This window comes from Candidatus Devosia phytovorans (assembly GCA_029202405.1).
Taxonomy (GTDB): Bacteria; Pseudomonadota; Alphaproteobacteria; order Rhizobiales; family Devosiaceae; genus Devosia; species Devosia phytovorans.
The window spans coordinates 544523-560222 of sequence record CP119312.1 but is presented as its reverse complement, the minus strand read 5'-3'; the positions used below and the strand labels follow the sequence as shown (position 1 = coordinate 560222).

Here is a 15700-nt window from a genome sequence, read left to right as displayed (position 1 = left end):
GTCCTGACCTCCCCTTACGCGTGCGACTTGCTCAGAACGCTTTCCGAGATGCTGGTCGGCAGCGGCCGAGGCTTCTCGATGCGTCCAAGCACCGGCAGGATGAAGAGGAAATGCGCGAAGTAATAGGCCGTGCAGATCTTGGCCAGGACCACGTAGATGCCTTCGGCCGGCGCGGCACCCAGATAGGTGAGGCCGATGAAGTTCACCACGAAGATCCAGTAGAACCACTTGAACATCGGGCGGAAATTGCCCGAACGCACCTTGGACGTATCCAGCCAGGGCAGGAAGAACAGGATGACGATCGAACCGCCGAAGAAGATCACGCCACCGAGCTTGGAGTCGATGAACAGGATGTTGAAGTCGATGGCACGCAGGATCGCGTAGAATGGCAGGAAGTACCATTCGGGCACGATATGCGCCGGCGTCACCTGGCTGTTGAACTGGATGTAGTTATCCGGGTGACCCAGGATATCCGGCGCAAAGAAGGCGAACCAGCAGAACGGGATCAGGAACAGCACCATGCCGAACGCGTCCTTCATCGTGTAATACGGATGGAAGGGAAGCGTATCGCGGCTGTCCTTGACGTCGACGCCGACCGGATTGTTGTTGCCCGGCACATGCAGGGCCCAGATGTGCAGCGCGACGACGGCCGCGATCACGAAGGGCAGCAGGTAGTGCAGCGAGAAGAAACGGTTGAGCGTCGGATTGCCCACGGCAAAGCCGCCACGCAGCAGTTCCAGCAGCGGATTGCCGATGACCGGAATGGCGGCGAAGATATTGGTGATCACGGTGGCAGCCCAGCCAGACATCTGGCCCCAGGGCAGCACATAGCCCATGAAGGCGGTCGCCATCATCAGCACGAAAATCAGCACACCGAGGATCCAGAGGATTTCGCGCGGTGCCTTGTAGGAGCCGAAATACATGCCACGGAAAATGTGGATGTAGACGGCGGCAAAGAACATGGACGCACCCACGGCGTGGAACGCCTGGATCATGCGGCCGCCATTGACGTCGCGGCGGATATGCTCGACCGAGTCGAAGGCCATCGCCACATTGGGCGTGTAATGCATGGCCAGGATCACACCGGTGACGATCTGGATACCCAGGCACATCACCAGGATCGCGCCGAACGTCCACCAGTAGTTGAGGTTCTTCGGCGTCGGGAAGTCCATCAGGTGCTCCTTGGAGAACCGGATGATCGGCAGGCGTTCATCGAGCCATTTCTCGATGCCCGTGCCAGGCGTATAAGTCGAATGTTCTGACATCGGGTCCCCCACTAACCGATCTGGACCAGCGTATCGCTGACGAATTCATACGGCGGCAGCACCAGGTTCTTCGGTGCTGGGCCTCGGCGGATACGGCCGGCGCTATCGTAGTGCGAACCATGGCAGGGGCAGAACCAGCCATCGAAATCGCCCGAGTCACCAACGGGCACGCAACCAAGATGCGTGCAGTTGGCAATCATGATCAGCCACTGTTCGTGGCCTTCCTTGGTGCGCTGCTCGTCGGTCTCGGGATCCTTGAGATCCGAAAGCGGCACTGCCTTGGCTTCATCGATCTCGACCTGCGTGCGATGACGCACGAAGACCGGCATGCCGCGCCACATGATGGTGACCGACTGTCCCTCCGGAATGGAGGAAAGATCGAATTCGATGCTGGCGAGAGCCAGTGTCGAAGCGTCAGGATTAAGCTGGTTGATCAGTGGCCACACCGTTGCGGCAGCGCCGACAGCGGCCACAGAGCCGGTTGCGACGAAGATGAAATCCCGCCGGCTGGTAGAATGTTGAGCTTGCGTGGCCAAGGTCCGTATCCCCGTACAATCACATCTGACGCGGCCTGTAGCGGCTAGACCATTTCAGCATACGCAGAATCGGCAGCCGGCCACCCTCAAGCGACCCGTCAGTGGGGGTTCTTTTTGCACTGTCACATGATCTTGTCCAGTGCGGCCTCAGATGACACCGAATATCTGCGCCACTATACCCAAATCATTTGGCAGGCAGGTTTGAACGCCCCTCTGCCGCCCAGCACCATCCGGAAACCGGCATGCCCGTCGAACTCGCCCTCTATCAGCCTGACATCGCCAACAATACCGGCACGTTGATCCGCCTCGGCGCCTGTCTCGACACGCGCATCCACCTGATCCATCCAACCGGATTTCCCTTTTCGGCCAAGGCCCTGGCGCGTGCGGGTATGGATTATGTCGACCATGCCATGGTGCAGGAACATGTCAGCTGGACCGCCTTCAACCAGTGGCGCAAGGACAATGCCCGCCGGCTCGTCCTGCTGACCACCAAGGCCGAGGTCTCTGCCTATGCGATCGACTTTGCCGAGGACGACATTCTGATGGTGGGCCGCGAAAGCGCCGGCGTGCCCGATGCCGTGGCGGCCGAGGCGGACCTTGCCACACGCATTCCCATGCGTGACGGCCTGCGTTCCATCAACGTCGCCTTGGCGGCAACACTGGTGCTCGGGGAAGCAAAAAGGCAGACCGATGGGTTTACAGGACTAAGCTGAGGGTTCATTTCACCCGCCATGACGATGCAAAGCGCCCTCCCCGACGATATCGAAGCCAAAAAGACCACGGCCCAGGCCTGGTTCCGCGCCCTGCGCGGAAGGATCTTTGCCGCGCTCGAGCGGATTGAAGCAGATGTCCAGGGTCCGCAGGCCGATCTCGCCCCCGGCAAGTTCGAAATCACCCCCTGGGACCGTGCTGCCGGTGGTGGTGGCGAGATGGGCATGCTGCACGGCCGCGTCTTTGAAAAGGCAGGAGTCCATATCTCCACCGTTCACGGGGAATTCTCCGCGGATTTCGCCAAGCAGATGCCGGGCACCGAAGAGGGCGCCAAATTCTGGAGCTCGGGCATTTCTCTGATCGTGCACCCGTGGAACCCCCATGTTCCGGCCGTGCACATGAACACGCGCATGATCGTCACCGGCAAGCAGTGGTTTGGCGGTGGCGCTGATCTGACACCCGTCCTCGATCGCCGCCGCACCCAGGACGATCGCGACACCATGGACTTCCACGCCGCCATGAAAGCGGCCTGCGACAGCAATCCCGGCGTCGACTACCAGCGCTACAAGGCCTGGTGCGACGACTATTTCTTCCTGCCCCATCGCAACGAGCATCGCGGCACCGGCGGCATTTTCTACGACCACCACAATTCCGGCGACTGGGATGCCGATTTCGCCTTCACCAAGGCCGTCGGCGAAGCCTTCCTCGGCATCTATCCCGAACTGGTCCGCCGCAATTTCGAGACCCAATGGAGCGAGGCCGAGCGCGACGAGCAGTTGATCCGTCGCGGTCGCTACGTCGAATTCAACCTGCTCTACGATCGTGGCACGACCTTTGGCCTCAAGACCGGCGGCAACGTCAATTCGATCCTCTCTTCCATGCCGCCTGCGGTGAAATGGCCGTGAGATGACATGACCCTCGCTGCCGTCGAAATCATCGGCTACCGCTCTGTCCGCAAGATAAGGTTTCCCCTGCGGCAGTTGACGGTGCTGGTCGGCGGCAATGGCGTGGGCAAGACCAATCTCTACCGCTCGCTCGAACTGCTGCAGGCAGCGGCAAAAGGCACACTGGCGCAGGAAATCGCCCGGGAAGGCGGATTGGTTTCGATCTTCTGGGCGGGCGGAAAGAACCTGTCAGCCGACGGCAGCTTCGACCCCATGTACCGCACCGACGGCTACCGCAAGGACGAAGGCAATAGCCTCCGTCTCGCCGCCAGCTTTGCCGATCTGGGCGATGGCAGTTTTGACCCGACCTACCGGCTCGAAGTCAGTTTCGCGCCCAAAAAGGCCACGGCCGCCTTTGACCATGAAGCGCAGATCAAGTCCGAAAGCCTCGAGTGGCGGCAGCGCGGCAAGACGACCAACCTGATGGATCGCAAGGGCGGCGCGGCCTGGGCCCGCGATGCTTCCGGCCGCCGAGAACTCGCCACTGATGACCTGCTGGCCAGCGAAACGGCTCTCGCGGCCCTGTCGGGACGATCCGAAATCGCCATGGTGCGCGACTCGCTCATCGCCTGGCGCTTCTTCCATGGCTTTCGCACCGATGCGGAATCGCCGCTGCGCCGGCCTTCGCTCGCCGTGACCTCGCCCACCCTGGCTTCGGATGGCAGCAATCTTGGCGCCGTGCTCGCCACACTGCATCACATTCGCGGCGACCGCATCGATCTCGACCGGGCCATGGAAGACGCCTTTCCCGGCGCTGAGCTGATCATCCCCGAGCCCGGCGAATTCGCCACCTTCGGCATGCGCTTCCCGGAAATGCCCAAGCGCGTCTTTGGCCCGCATGAACTGTCCGACGGCACGCTCCAGTTCATCGCGCTGGCTGGTGCCCTGCTCTCCTATCGTCTGCCGCCCTTCATCGCGCTCAACGAACCCGAGAACAGCCTCCATCCGGCCCTGATGCCCATGCTGGCCCGCATGATCGTCAAGGCAGCCGAGCGCAGCCAGATCTGGGTCGTCACCCATTCGCGCGAACTCGCCGATGCCATCGCCGCCGAAAGTGGCGTGTTGCCGCGCGAAGTGATCCGCGGCGACCATGGCACATGGCTCGAAGGCCTGAACCAACTGGGCGAATTCGCGGACGACTAGATCGGAACCCCGCCAGCGCTCGGACGTTCTTCATATCCCGTTTACGAAAAAGGGAGATGAGACAATGAAACGCTTTGAATCTGGTTCGCTGATCCCAGGCGCCACCTGGCATGCCGAGGCCGAGAGTGAGGCCGAAGTGGTCCGCCGCGCTGTCGAAAACCTCCGCACGCATCACGGTGAAACCGAGATCCGTCCGGAAATGATCGAGCGCATCAAGGAACGCATCGTCGATACCGACGACAAGGCCCCGACCAAGCATTAGATCCGGGCTTCTGCCAATAGTTCTGCCTTGCCAAGGGCAAAGCCGCTGTCGATCCAGGCTCGCTCTAGACGGGCCAGTTCGATACCAAGCGCCGGTCCCGGCACCATGCCGAGGCCGGCGAGGTCGTGGCCGCTGACCGGAAACGGCGGCACCACCAGTGAGCCCAGCATGCGTGCGCCTTCGGCCAGTCGCGCCGGTGCCCATTTGCCGCGCGCCGCGGCGATTGCCAATCCCTCCACGGCCAACTCGCCATGCCGATACGCTGCTTCAGCGATCCGCTCGTCAGCCATGAGGTCCGCGGCCCTGCCCACAGTTTGCGCCTGTCCAACCACCTCATTTGAGAGACGCCACCGTGCCTGGTATTGGTCCAGCTGGGGCCCGGCAATCATCGCCAGCCGCGCCGCTACGGACTGCCCGCCGATATCCTCGTAAGCCACCAGATCGCGCAGGACCTGATCGTCCAGCCGCAGCAGCCCGATCTCGGACATCACCGCCAGCGTCAGCGCCACACGCGGCAAGCCCAGCATGCGCATGACCTCGCCGCCCACCCGCTCCCGCGACAGGTGATCCAGCCTGTTGACGGCATCGGCGCAGGCGCTGAGGCCATCGGGATCGAACTTTTCTGCCGCATGGCTCGCCGACAGGCGGAAGAAGCGATAGACCCGCAACCCATCTTCGGCGATGCGCTGGCTGGCCGCGCCAATAAAGCGGACCCGCCCATTGCGCGCATCCTCCACCCCGCCAAGCGGGTCATAGAGCGTGCCATCGGCGGCGCAATAGAGCGCGTTAAGCGTGAAGTCGCGCCGGCGGGCGTCCTCGACCCAATCCGTGCCAAAGGCCACGACGGCATGTCGCCCATCGGTCTCGACATCCTGCCGCAACGTCGTGACCTCGGCCAGCACGTCACCCAGCCTCAGGGTCACCGTGCCATGCTCTATCCCGGTTGGATAAACAGCTATCCCCGCAGCCCTTGCCCGCTCGATCACCTCATCAGGCAACAGCTCGGTCGCCATATCGATATCGCCCGAGTGATCACGGCCCATGATCGTGTCGCGCACCACGCCGCCCACCGCCCGCGTGCGCCGCTTGTGCCCGTCGAGCGCGGCCAGGATCGCCTGCGTTTCAGGCTTGTTTAGCCATTCCGCCTGGGACAAGTCGCTCACGGCACCACCTCGCTCATCGCCAGGTCACGGAAGCGACGCGTGAGATTGGCGGTAATCCCCCAGATGCGATGGCCATCATGGTCGATCTGCCAGGTGCGATGCTCCTTGCCATCCCGGCTGATGCGGAATTCGCCATAGCTCTCCGGCTTGAGGATGCGCTGCAGCGGCACTTCGAACACGGAATGCACCTCGCCCGGATTGGGCACGAAGGGCCCGCTCGGTTCCACCGTCGCCACCACCGGCGTGATCAGATAATTGGTGCCGGTGAAATAGGTCGGCATGAAACCGATCACCTGCGCATCCTCGCGCTCCATACCCACTTCCTCGAAGGCCTCGCGCAGCGCTGCCGCACCGACATCCGCGTCTGATGCATCGACCTTGCCGCCCGGAAAGGCCACCTGGCCGGAATGCGCCCGCAGGTCGGGTGAGCGCTCGGTATAGAGCACGGTATGCCCTTCTGGCCGCCGAATCAGCGCGATTAGCACCGCCGCCGGGACGGGCGGGCGTGTGAAGGGCTGCGCCGGCGCCCAGTCGGGCACCAGCCTGTCAGCAGGCGGCAAGGGGGGAGGACTGACCAGAAGACGCGTGGCCAGGCGCTCGATGATCACGTCGTCAGACGACAAGGGACTACCAGCAATGATTTCGGGACCGGAACTGTAGGCGAGGAATCCCCCTATGGGCACCCCTCACCGCACTTGTCCCATATAGGAAGCCTCTAGGCGTCCAGCCAGGCCTCGATCGGGCCGCTCAGCGTCGCCGCAAGGCTCTTGTCGTCGGCCAGCAGCAGCACGCGCGTCGGATCCACCGGGCCGGGGAAGGCGATATTGCCCAGGGTGGTCGGCTCCCAGCCAATCGGGCAGTAATAGTCCCTGTCGCCCACCAGCATGACGAACTGCCCATCGCCGCGCGCCAGGGCGCGCTTGCTGACTTCGCGGGCCAGCAGCTTGCCGGCGCCGAGCTTGCGGAAATTAGGATGGGTCGCCAGCGGGCCCAGCATCCAGCCATTGATGCCGCCGATGGAGATCGGCGTCATCCATACCGAACCGCAGGCCTCGCCCTCGACTTCGGCCACAAGGCTGAGGCTGGGGTCGATCTGGAAGCGCTCGCGAATGCGATAGGCCGTCTTGGCAAACCGCCCCGGACCAAAGGCAATCGCCTGCAGCTCTTCGACGAAGGCGTCGTCGGCAACAGTGGCAGGGCGAACGGTCGGGATACGGACAGGAGCAGCGGAGACAGCAGGTGCAGCCGAGGGCGCAGACGAAGGGGTCATGACGATGATCCGGAATGATGATGCGTAGGACAAACCCGGCGCTCGCATGAGCACCGCCTGGTAGGGACCGATTACGGTCGTCGGTTAGCCGACACTGTCACTCGCAAAACCTTCGCCATCCTGGGCGCCTCCACGCCTGAAATCGCATTAGCACCAAGGGGGCCTCGCGTAAAACGAAAATCATGGCCTCAAGCCTCTATTTCAATGTCCGCACGGCGCCTGTGCTCAAAATGCACAACGGATCGTTACGGCAGAACCGCCTTATCGCCCGTTCGGTCGGACGCTATGTTTCAGGCAACGCAAACGACTCCCGGCAGTTGAACCGGACAAGGAGTCGACATGATGACGGAAAGGGCTCGGTCGTGGGACAATTGATCGATGGAAAATGGTCTACCCAATGGTATGACACCAAGGCGACGGGCGGCGAGTTCAAGCGCAGCCAGGCCGGCTTCCGCAACTGGGTCACGGCCGACGGCAGCCCCGGCCCCTCGGGCGTCGGCGGCTTCAAGGCCGAGCCGGGCCGCTACCATCTCTATGTGTCGCTGGCCTGTCCCTGGGCACACCGCACCCTGATCTTCCGCAAGCTGAAGAACCTCGAGGACCTGATCACGGTTTCAGTCGTCTCGCCCAAAATGCCCGACGAAACCGGCTGGAGCTTCGACAAGGCTTCCGGCTCGACCGGCGACGACCTCCTGGGCAAGGACTTTCTCTGGCAGGTCTATACCCAGGTCGATCCGGCCTATACCGGCCGCGTCACCGTGCCGGTGCTCTGGGACAAGCAGACCGGGACGATCGTCTCCAACGAGAGCTCGGAAATCATCCGCATGTTCAACTTGGCCTTCGACGAGCTGACCGGCAACACCGATGACTTCTATCCCGAGCCGCTGCGCGAGAAGATCGATGCGGTCAATGCCCGCGTCTATGACGCCATCAACAACGGCGTCTACAAGGCCGGCTTTGCCACCACGCAGGAAGCCTATGACCACAATGTCACCGAGCTCTTTTCCGCGCTCGACTGGGTCGAGGGTCTGTTGGGCGAGACCGCCTATCTGACCGGCGACACGATCACCGAGGCCGACTGGCGCCTGTTCACTACGCTGGTGCGCTTCGATGCCGTCTATGTCGGCCACTTCAAGTGCAATATCCGCCGCATCGCCGACTACGAGAATATCTCGCACTACCTCAAGGCGCTCTACGAGCAGCCCGGCGTCAAGGAGACGGTCGATCTCGACCATATCAAGACGCACTACTACTGGAGCCACATCACCATCAATCCGACGCGGATCGTGCCCGTCGGACCGGAACTGCCGTTCCTGAAGTGACCAGGCACGCCCTCGTGGTTCGAGGCTTTGCTACGCAAAGCACCTCACCATGAGGGCTGTTGACCCATCAGGTTCCAGTAGCCCTCATGGTGAGGTGCGAGCTCTTGCGAGCCTCGAACCACGAACCACGAGGGCGTGGCACAAAACTATGGATAGCCCCAGATGTCGCGCTTCTCGACGTGATCAAAATACTCGTCGATGCGCTGCGAGGTCGCGGGGGTAATCTTTTCCGGCAGCGCATGCCGATCGAACCACACTACTTCGGCAATCTCGCGGTCTGCCTTGCGTTCATAGGCTTTTTCAAAACTGGTGCAGACCCAGAAGGCCACATGATCGCGGTTCGTGACCGGGCCGGTATTGTGATAGATGCCGAAGAGCTGCATGGAACCGATCACGCGATAGCCGGTTTCTTCCAGCGTCTCGCGTGCGCCAGCATGTTCGAGCGTCTCACCCGGGCTGACGCCACCGCCGGGAAACTGCCAGCCAGGAAAGTGTTGATGGCGGATCAGCAAGACCTTGTCGCCATCGACCAGCATCACCCGCGACCCCATGGTCAGGCGGTGCATCAGGCCTTTGGCCGTCAGAAACACCTTGCCGATCAACTGCTGCGTGCGCGTCAACTGCATCGAAACACTCCTTTGCCGGCTACCGGTAGCAGAGACTTGATGAGGACAAAATCCACGCTTGGGGCGATTGACCGTTTTCTTGTCGCGTCCCTTCTGGCATTAGGCCCGCGATGATCACACTTGCCCATATCTCCGACATCCACCTGTCCCCCATGCCCGACGTCGTCTGGCGTGACCTTTTGGGCAAGCGCCTGACCGGCTTCCTGAACTGGAAGATCAAGCGCCATGGCGAGCTCAACAGCGAAACGCTGACCAGCCTCGTTTCGCATATGCAGGCCCAGAACGCCGACTTTACGGCCGTCACCGGCGATCTGGTCAACCTGGCGCTGCGCTTTGAAGTCGAGCGCGCCGGCAAGTGGCTCGAGGCTCTTGGCAATGCCGACAAGGTCGCCGTTTGCCCCGGCAATCACGACGCCTATGTCCCAGGCGCCCTCGAATCCGCCCAGGAGATCTGGGGCGACTATATGAAGGGCGAAACGCTCGACGAAGCCGCCTTCCCCTTTGTGCGCCGTGTCGGCGACGAAGTGGCGATGATCTCCTGCTCCAGCGCGGTGCCGACGCGCCCCTTCCTGGCGGTCGGCCGTTTCGATGAGAAGCAGGCCGAGCGTCTTGGCCGGATCCTCAAGCTCATGGGCGAAGCCGGCTTCTTCCGCGCCGTGATGATCCATCACCCGCCCAATCCCGAACTGCAGCACCCCTCATTTGGCCTCAAGGGCCATAAGCTGTTCCGCCAGGTCATTGCCGAACATGGCGCCGAACTGGTCCTGCATGGCCACACGCATCGCTCGTCCATTCACTCCATTCCCGGCAAGGGCAAGGAAGTGCCGGTGGTCGGCGTCGCCGCCGCCAGCGCCGCGCAAGGTGGCACGCTGGACGACCCGGCCCGCTACAACCTCTTCAAGATCGAGCGCACCAGCGACGGCTGGACTTGCACGATGCGCGAATACGGCTTCCAGCGGCTCGGCCATGACATCGTCATGCGGCTGCAGATGCGAATCTGCTGAGCGTCCCGCAGGGAAAATCGCGCCAGTGGCGCGATTTTAGCGAAGCAGGCCATGAGGCCTATGGCCGAATGGCTAAGAGGGATACCCCCTCCTACTCTTATCTGGAGAGCCCCTTCTCCTTCTCGACCACCCGATTGTGCACCGCCTCGGCTTCCGGCGTCATCACCTCGGCGAAGTCGCTCATTTCGAACACCGGGCGGATTTCCACCTCGCTGTAGCCGAGCATCGGATTGGGGCAGCGCTTCACCCACTCGACGGCATGGTCCATGTCGCGCACCTCCCAGATCCAGTAGCCGGCCACCAATTCCTTGGTCTCGGCAAACGGCCCGTCGATCACTGTCCGGCCCGTGCCGTCAAAGCCGATGCGCTTGCCGTTCGATGAAGGCTTAAGCCCCTCTCCGCCCAGCATAATTCCGGCATCGACCAGTTCTTCATTGTAGCGGCCCATGGCTTCCAGCAGATCGCCGGTGGGCAGGGTTCCGGCTTCGCTGTCCGCGGTAGCCTTGACGAAAACGATCACACGCATTGCACTCTCCTGTTGTTGCTATCAGGACGACGAACGGGCTTGGGAAATTTCGACAGGCAAAGTGCCCCACTCCCGCCACGTCCGCAAATCACCTATATGATCTTGAGATCACCGAGTGACCCCAGCCTTGACCGAACAGTTTTCTATTGAGCGCCCGACGTTTGACCCTGCCTCCGGGAAGGCCAGCTTTGGCTATGCCCTGGGCGACCTGCATTTCGTCGAAACACTGGGCCTGCCCGAAAGCGCCGACGCTGCAATGGCCGGCAGCGCCAGCTTTGCCAAGCTGCTGGACCTGACGGCCATTGTCCTGGGCGTCAGCTATTTCAAACTGCTGGCACCGTTCGAAATTCACGCGCCTGACATTGCGCTGACCGAGGCCGAGCGCGCCTTTGCGATCGACGTCTACGAAAATGGCCTTGGCGAATTCTACGCGCGTAACAACCTGCAGCGCTTCGGAAAACTGACGATCACTGCGCCGCTCGACGCCGAAGAGAAGAAGCCCGCCCCTGCCCTGCCCGAACGCACCCTGCTGCCGATCGGTGGCGGCAAGGATTCGCTGGTGAGCGTGGACCTCTTAACCCATGTCGGCATTGAATTTTCGCCCTTTGCCGTCAATCCCAAGGGCCCGATCCTGACTTCGGTCGACAAGATCGGCACCGCGCCGGTCTATGTGACGCGGACCTTGGATGCCGAAATGATCCGGCTCGGCAAGGAGCCCGGCTATTACAATGGCCATGTGCCCTCGACCGCGATCAATTCCATGATCGCCTCGCTCTGCGCTTTATTGTTTGGCTACAACCAGATCGTCCTCAGCAACGAGCGTTCGGCCAGCGAGGGTAATGTTGAATTTGATGGTCGCGAGACCAATCACCAATATTCCAAGTCGCTTGGCTTCGAACTGCTGATCGCCTCGATCCTCAGCGATGCCACCGGCGGCGCGTTGAAATACTTTTCATTGCTGCGCCCCTATTCGGAAGCCCGCATCGCCTCGCTCTTCACCCAGGAGAGCAAGTTCGACCGCGTTTTTTCGAGCTGCAACAGGAACTTCCGCCTGACCGGCAATGATGGCCCGCTGTGGTGCGGCGAATGCCCGAAATGCCATTTCGTGTTTCTTATTTTCGCGCCCTTCATGGCCAAGGACCGCCTGCTGTCGATCTTCGGCAAGAACCTGCTCGACAACCCGGCCAATGAAGCATCCTTCCGCGAACTGGCTGGCCTCGCCGGACAGAAACCCTGGGAATGCGTTGGGGAAATTCTTGAAGCCGCAGCATGCCTTTACACCCTGACGCGTCACGCCGATTGGCACGAAGCGGCGGTGGTCAAGGCGGTAAAAGCCGACCTCTTCGCCCAATATGGCGAACCGGCCCTGCAACTGGCCATGGCCGAGTGCCTGACCGACAGTCACGACCACCATATTCCGCCGGCGATGGCCGCCAAGGTGGCCGCCTATGCGGTTTGAAGAGCCCATCCTGCTCTATGGCGCCGGCCGAGAGGCCAATTCAACCCGGGCATTTCTCAAGGCGCGACAACCAGATCTGCAGGTTTTCGTAACGGTCGACAGCGGCGAAGCAATTATTTCGGATGCCGAAGTAATTCATCCCGCCGATCTGCCCGATGCCATTCATGCCCATCGCTTCGGCCTGATCGTCAAAAGCCCGGGCGTGTCGCGCTACAAGCCCATTTTCGACATCGCCCGTGATGCCGGCATCCCTACGACATCGAACCTAAACCTCTGGGGCGCCACATATCGTATGGGGCGCACGGTGATCGCCATCACCGGCACCAAGGGCAAATCGACCACCGCGACCCTCGTCCACCTCATGCTCACCCGCTCCGGTGTTGATGCGGGGCTGGCTGGAAACGTCGGTCTGGCCCCGCTGGAAATCGCCGATCGGCATGCCGTGGTGATCTTCGAGCTGTCGAGCTACCAGACGGCAGACATGAATTTCCTGCCAGATATTGCAGCAGTGACAAACCTTTACCCCGAGCATGTCGACTGGCATGGCTCGGTCGAACGCTACTATAAGGACAAGTTGCATCTGATCGATCGCGATGGTGGCTTTCCGGTAGCGCTGGGGGCGGCGGCGCAGGGCAATGCACTGGTGGCCATGGCGGTGCGCGACCATCGGCGGCTGATCCGCGACCTGACTCCCGACGAGCAGAAGGCGGTGGACAAGGCGGTGCTCGGCTCCCGTCTCAAGGGCGCGCATAACCTCGACAATGCCCGCCTGGCCGCCCGTATCTCATTGGCAGCAGGGGCAAATCTCGACGGCGTGCTGCGCGGTATCGCCGCCTTCGTACCCCTGCCGCATCGCCTCGAAGAGCATCGTTTTGGGCAAAAACTCTTCGTCAATGACTCGATCTCGACCACGCCCGAAGCCACCAAGGCGGCGCTCGCGGCCTATGGCGGGCATCGCATCGCGCTGATCGGGGGCGGACACGAGCGCGAACAGGACTATACCGAACTCGCAAGCATGCTTGACGACTTCTTGGTATCTACCCTGATCTGTCTGCCCGTGACCGGTTCGCGCCTCGCCAAGGCCGCGCGCGCGGCCAGTTCGAGCATTGTCGTGCTCGAAGAGCCCGATCTGGAAGCGGCGATGCTCGCGCTGAAACAGCAGGCGCAAAACTTCGACACTGTCATCCTCTCGCCAGGTGCGCCGAGCTACAACCAGTTCAAGAATTTCGAGGAACGCGGCCGACGCTTTGTCGAACTCGCCGAAGCGATCTTTGCCCCGGAGCAAAAATGAACGGCCTTGCCTACCTTGCGATCGCCATTGTCGGCGAAGTCATCGCCACGAGCTTTCTGCGCGCTTCGGCCGGCTTCACCCAATTGGTGCCGACGATCGTCGTGGTGGTGGGCTATGGCATCACCTTCTACTTCTTCTCGCTGGCCCTGCAGACCATCCCCGTCGGCATCGGCTATGCCATCTGGTCGGGCGTGGGAATTATCCTCGTCTCGATCATCGCCTTCTTCGCCTATGGCCAGACGCTGGATGCACCGGCGCTGATCGGCATCGGCCTGATCCTGGCGGGTGTGCTGGTGATCAACCTCTTCTCCCAGTCTTCCACCCACTAGAAGCCGCGTGTGAGGGCCGCCCAGGGCACGCCGGCCTCGGTCAGTGAGCCGCGGATGGAGTCGATCAGGCCATCGTCGCTGATCCGCTCGCGCAGGCGCGGCAGCACGCCCTTGGCGCGGAAGCTGGCGACCTCGAGCACTTCGGGCAGGTAGCGATTGACCACATCGCCATTGCCGGCCTGCTGCGCCGCCATGATGGCCAGCACCGGACCCAGTTCCCGGTCGGCCTGCGCGTAAAGTTCGGCGCTCTCGACCGCAGCGGCATAGTTGCCGTCGCGCAGCGACAACAGCGTTGGCACGGCGAAGTACCAGGGTGGCGGTTGAGGCGAATGCTCGGCCGCATTGCGCGCCATGAGCTCGGCCTGGTCGAGCCCGCCGCTCAGGGCCAGGATCAGCGCAAAACCTGCCAGGGCATCGGCATTGGCAGCATTGAGCTGAACCGACGAGGCATAGTCGGCGCGTGCCAGAGGCAAATTGCCCTGCCCGGCGTGCAGCCGCGCCTGCTGCTCCCAGATGAAACCGCTGATCGGATCATCGGCAAGTGCCCGGTTCAGATTGATCTGCGCCTGCCGGACCCGGTCGGCCTGGGGTACAGCGGTCTCCGCCGAACCATCCCCCCCTTCCGCCATCAGGCTGGCCTGCGCCGCCAAGGCGATCGCATCCTGCTTGTCGACCTCGGGCAGAGCATCAAAACAGGCCCGGGCACCTTGCGCATCGGTACTGCTGCCGGTTTCGCGATAGCGATCAAACAGCACGCGGCAGAGGTAGAGCGTGACATTGTCGACGGGTGATGCCGTGGCCATCAGCTGCCGGGCGGCGGCATGCAATGGTCCGCGCGGACTGCCCAGCACCAGGCCAAAGGAGAGCGACACGCGATCGAGCACGCTCTGCTGGGCCGCCTCGGCCTGCGGCACCGTCAATGTCTGGTCCCACACCACGGCGCCGCTGTGAGTATCGGTCAGAATGGCGCTATATTGGACTTGGTCCCCGTCCTGCCGCACGATGCCGGTCAGGACGAAGTCGTCCAGCGGAGCACCATTGGTCCCTACGTCCGCTTCGGCGCCGCTGCGATAGAGCACCCTCAGATTTTCAAACTGTTCGAGATCGGTCACCAGTTCGATGGCGAGGCCCGCAACCTGAGGTGGTCGAGCCGTATCGATGACAAGGTTCTGGAATTCCACGATACCGATGACCGGGCGGTCCATCAGGCCTGCGCCCGCGTCATCACCGCGCTGACGCGGCACAAACAGCACCAGTGCCACGACACCCAGAACAATGGCACCGACAATGCCACCGAGCAGGTAGCGGGGCGTTGACTTGGATTGTACCGGCGCCCCGGGCCGCATACCGGTCGGCCCCGGCCCTGCGTCGGCATCGGGCACGGCAGGTGCGCTTTCGCTGCCGGCGACGAATTCGGGGATATAGCGACCGGTTGGCAGACGGATCTGCAAGGCATCATTGGCGCCGGGCCCGCGATAGTAGTCGTCGATCAGGCTGCGCAGGCGGCGCGCCTGCACCCGGACGATCGGATCACTTTGCGGATCGAAGTCTTCGCCCCGACCGAACACGTCAACAGCAATGGAATAGGCCTTGATGGCCTGTTCGTCGCCCACCAGCGTGCGCTGCACAATATAATCGAGGAACTTGCCAAGTTGCGGAGAGCGTGCAATTTCTGGCCACATGAGCAATTGCTCAAGTGCCTGCATGATCGCTTCTCGCTGTGGCGCCTCTCGTGCCACCGTCAGTCCTCCGCAACGCGGCGAATTGTGACGCTTTACATGTAAAACGCAAGCGCGGCTTACCCGTCATTACCCCAGTTAGCCTGTCCCGCGGACAGCTTTTGCCGCAT

General features: G+C 62.1%; 17 protein-coding genes. 9 read left to right on the top strand and 8 right to left on the bottom strand.

The annotated features are described in order from the left end of the window. Nucleotides 1–14: 14 nt before the first annotated feature. Together P0Y65_02690 and petA are read right to left on the bottom strand one after the other, a co-directional pair. Complete coding sequence (locus P0Y65_02690) at nucleotides 15–1265, bottom strand: cytochrome b N-terminal domain-containing protein (protein WEK05181.1); 1251 nt, start codon at nucleotides 1263–1265, stop codon at nucleotides 15–17. Nucleotides 1266–1276: 11 nt separating this feature from the next. After that, a complete protein-coding gene (gene petA / locus P0Y65_02685; GenBank protein WEK05180.1) occupies nucleotides 1277–1801 on the bottom strand; it encodes a ubiquinol-cytochrome c reductase iron-sulfur subunit in 525 nt (174 codons plus the stop codon). 242 nt (nucleotides 1802–2043) lie between these two features. Here petA and P0Y65_02680 point away from each other — a divergent pair, with 242 nt between their 5' ends. The 4 genes from P0Y65_02680 (at nucleotide 2044) to P0Y65_02665 (ending at nucleotide 4861) form a co-directional block, all read left to right on the top strand. After that, nucleotides 2044–2514 carry a TrmH family RNA methyltransferase gene (locus P0Y65_02680; GenBank protein WEK05179.1) on the top strand — a complete coding sequence of 157 codons (471 nt, stop codon included), beginning with the start codon at nucleotides 2044–2046 and terminating at the stop codon, nucleotides 2512–2514. 24 nt (nucleotides 2515–2538) lie between these two features. Beyond that, nucleotides 2539–3417, top strand: a complete 879-nt coding sequence (gene hemF / locus P0Y65_02675; protein ID WEK06713.1) for an oxygen-dependent coproporphyrinogen oxidase — start codon at nucleotides 2539–2541, stop codon at nucleotides 3415–3417. Nucleotides 3418–3423: 6 nt separating this feature from the next. Continuing rightward, the gene (locus tag P0Y65_02670) at nucleotides 3424–4599 is read left to right on the top strand and encodes an AAA family ATPase (protein ID WEK05178.1); all 1176 of its coding nucleotides are present in this window, start codon (nucleotides 3424–3426) and stop codon (nucleotides 4597–4599) included. A 64-nt stretch (nucleotides 4600–4663) separates the two neighbouring features. Beyond that, entirely contained in the window at nucleotides 4664–4861 is a 198-nt protein-coding gene (locus P0Y65_02665; protein ID WEK05177.1) for a DUF1059 domain-containing protein, read from the top strand. Here P0Y65_02665 and P0Y65_02660 read toward each other — a convergent pair. The 3 genes from P0Y65_02660 to P0Y65_02650 all read right to left on the bottom strand — a co-directional run bounded on the left by P0Y65_02660 (nucleotide 4858) and on the right by P0Y65_02650 (nucleotide 7294). Then, nucleotides 4858–6024: a CCA tRNA nucleotidyltransferase gene (locus P0Y65_02660; GenBank protein ID WEK05176.1), complete on the bottom strand. Its 1167-nt coding sequence runs from the start codon at nucleotides 6022–6024 to the stop codon at nucleotides 4858–4860. The genes P0Y65_02665 and P0Y65_02660 overlap by 4 nt on opposite strands. Beyond that, complete coding sequence (locus P0Y65_02655; GenBank protein ID WEK05175.1) at nucleotides 6021–6647, bottom strand: CoA pyrophosphatase; 627 nt, start codon at nucleotides 6645–6647, stop codon at nucleotides 6021–6023. The genes P0Y65_02660 and P0Y65_02655 overlap by 4 nt, the downstream gene beginning before the upstream one ends. Nucleotides 6648–6739: 92 nt before the next feature. Continuing rightward, on the bottom strand, nucleotides 6740–7294 hold the full coding sequence (locus P0Y65_02650; GenBank protein WEK05174.1) for an N-acetyltransferase: 555 nt from the start codon (nucleotides 7292–7294) through the stop codon (nucleotides 6740–6742). Between the two features lie 362 nt (nucleotides 7295–7656). On the opposite strand from P0Y65_02650, the gene P0Y65_02645 reads away from it, so the two are divergent. Next, nucleotides 7657–8616 carry a glutathione S-transferase family protein gene (locus P0Y65_02645; GenBank protein WEK05173.1) on the top strand — a complete coding sequence of 320 codons (960 nt, stop codon included), beginning with the start codon at nucleotides 7657–7659 and terminating at the stop codon, nucleotides 8614–8616. Nucleotides 8617–8762: 146 nt separating this feature from the next. On the opposite strand, the gene P0Y65_02640 is transcribed toward P0Y65_02645, so the two are convergent. Beyond that, nucleotides 8763–9242, bottom strand: coding sequence for an NUDIX domain-containing protein (locus tag P0Y65_02640; protein WEK05172.1), 480 nt, complete (start codon nucleotides 9240–9242; stop codon nucleotides 8763–8765). Between the two features lie 110 nt (nucleotides 9243–9352). Here P0Y65_02640 and P0Y65_02635 point away from each other — a divergent pair, with 110 nt between their 5' ends. Next, nucleotides 9353–10246: a metallophosphoesterase gene (locus P0Y65_02635; GenBank protein ID WEK05171.1), complete on the top strand. Its 894-nt coding sequence runs from the start codon at nucleotides 9353–9355 to the stop codon at nucleotides 10244–10246. 97 nt (nucleotides 10247–10343) lie between these two features. On the opposite strand, the gene P0Y65_02630 is transcribed toward P0Y65_02635, so the two are convergent. Beyond that, nucleotides 10344–10772, bottom strand: coding sequence for a YciI family protein (locus P0Y65_02630; protein ID WEK05170.1), 429 nt, complete (start codon nucleotides 10770–10772; stop codon nucleotides 10344–10346). A gap of 115 nt (nucleotides 10773–10887) precedes the next feature. Between P0Y65_02630 and P0Y65_02625 the strand changes: the two genes are divergently transcribed. The 3 genes from P0Y65_02625 to P0Y65_02615 are packed head-to-tail and all read left to right on the top strand — an operon-like array spanning nucleotide 10888 to nucleotide 13851. Continuing rightward, entirely contained in the window at nucleotides 10888–12231 is a 1344-nt protein-coding gene (locus P0Y65_02625) for a hypothetical protein (protein WEK05169.1), read from the top strand. Then, nucleotides 12221–13522: a UDP-N-acetylmuramoyl-L-alanine--D-glutamate ligase gene (gene murD, locus P0Y65_02620; protein WEK05168.1), complete on the top strand. Its 1302-nt coding sequence runs from the start codon at nucleotides 12221–12223 to the stop codon at nucleotides 13520–13522. The genes P0Y65_02625 and murD overlap by 11 nt, the downstream gene beginning before the upstream one ends. Then, entirely contained in the window at nucleotides 13519–13851 is a 333-nt protein-coding gene (locus P0Y65_02615) for an SMR family transporter (GenBank protein ID WEK05167.1), read from the top strand. Before murD ends, P0Y65_02615 begins: the two co-directional genes overlap by 4 nt. Here the strand turns inward: P0Y65_02615 and P0Y65_02610 are convergent. Next, complete coding sequence (locus P0Y65_02610) at nucleotides 13848–15533, bottom strand: hypothetical protein (GenBank protein WEK05166.1); 1686 nt, start codon at nucleotides 15531–15533, stop codon at nucleotides 13848–13850. The genes P0Y65_02615 and P0Y65_02610 overlap by 4 nt on opposite strands. Between the last annotated feature and the right edge of the window lie 167 nt (nucleotides 15534–15700).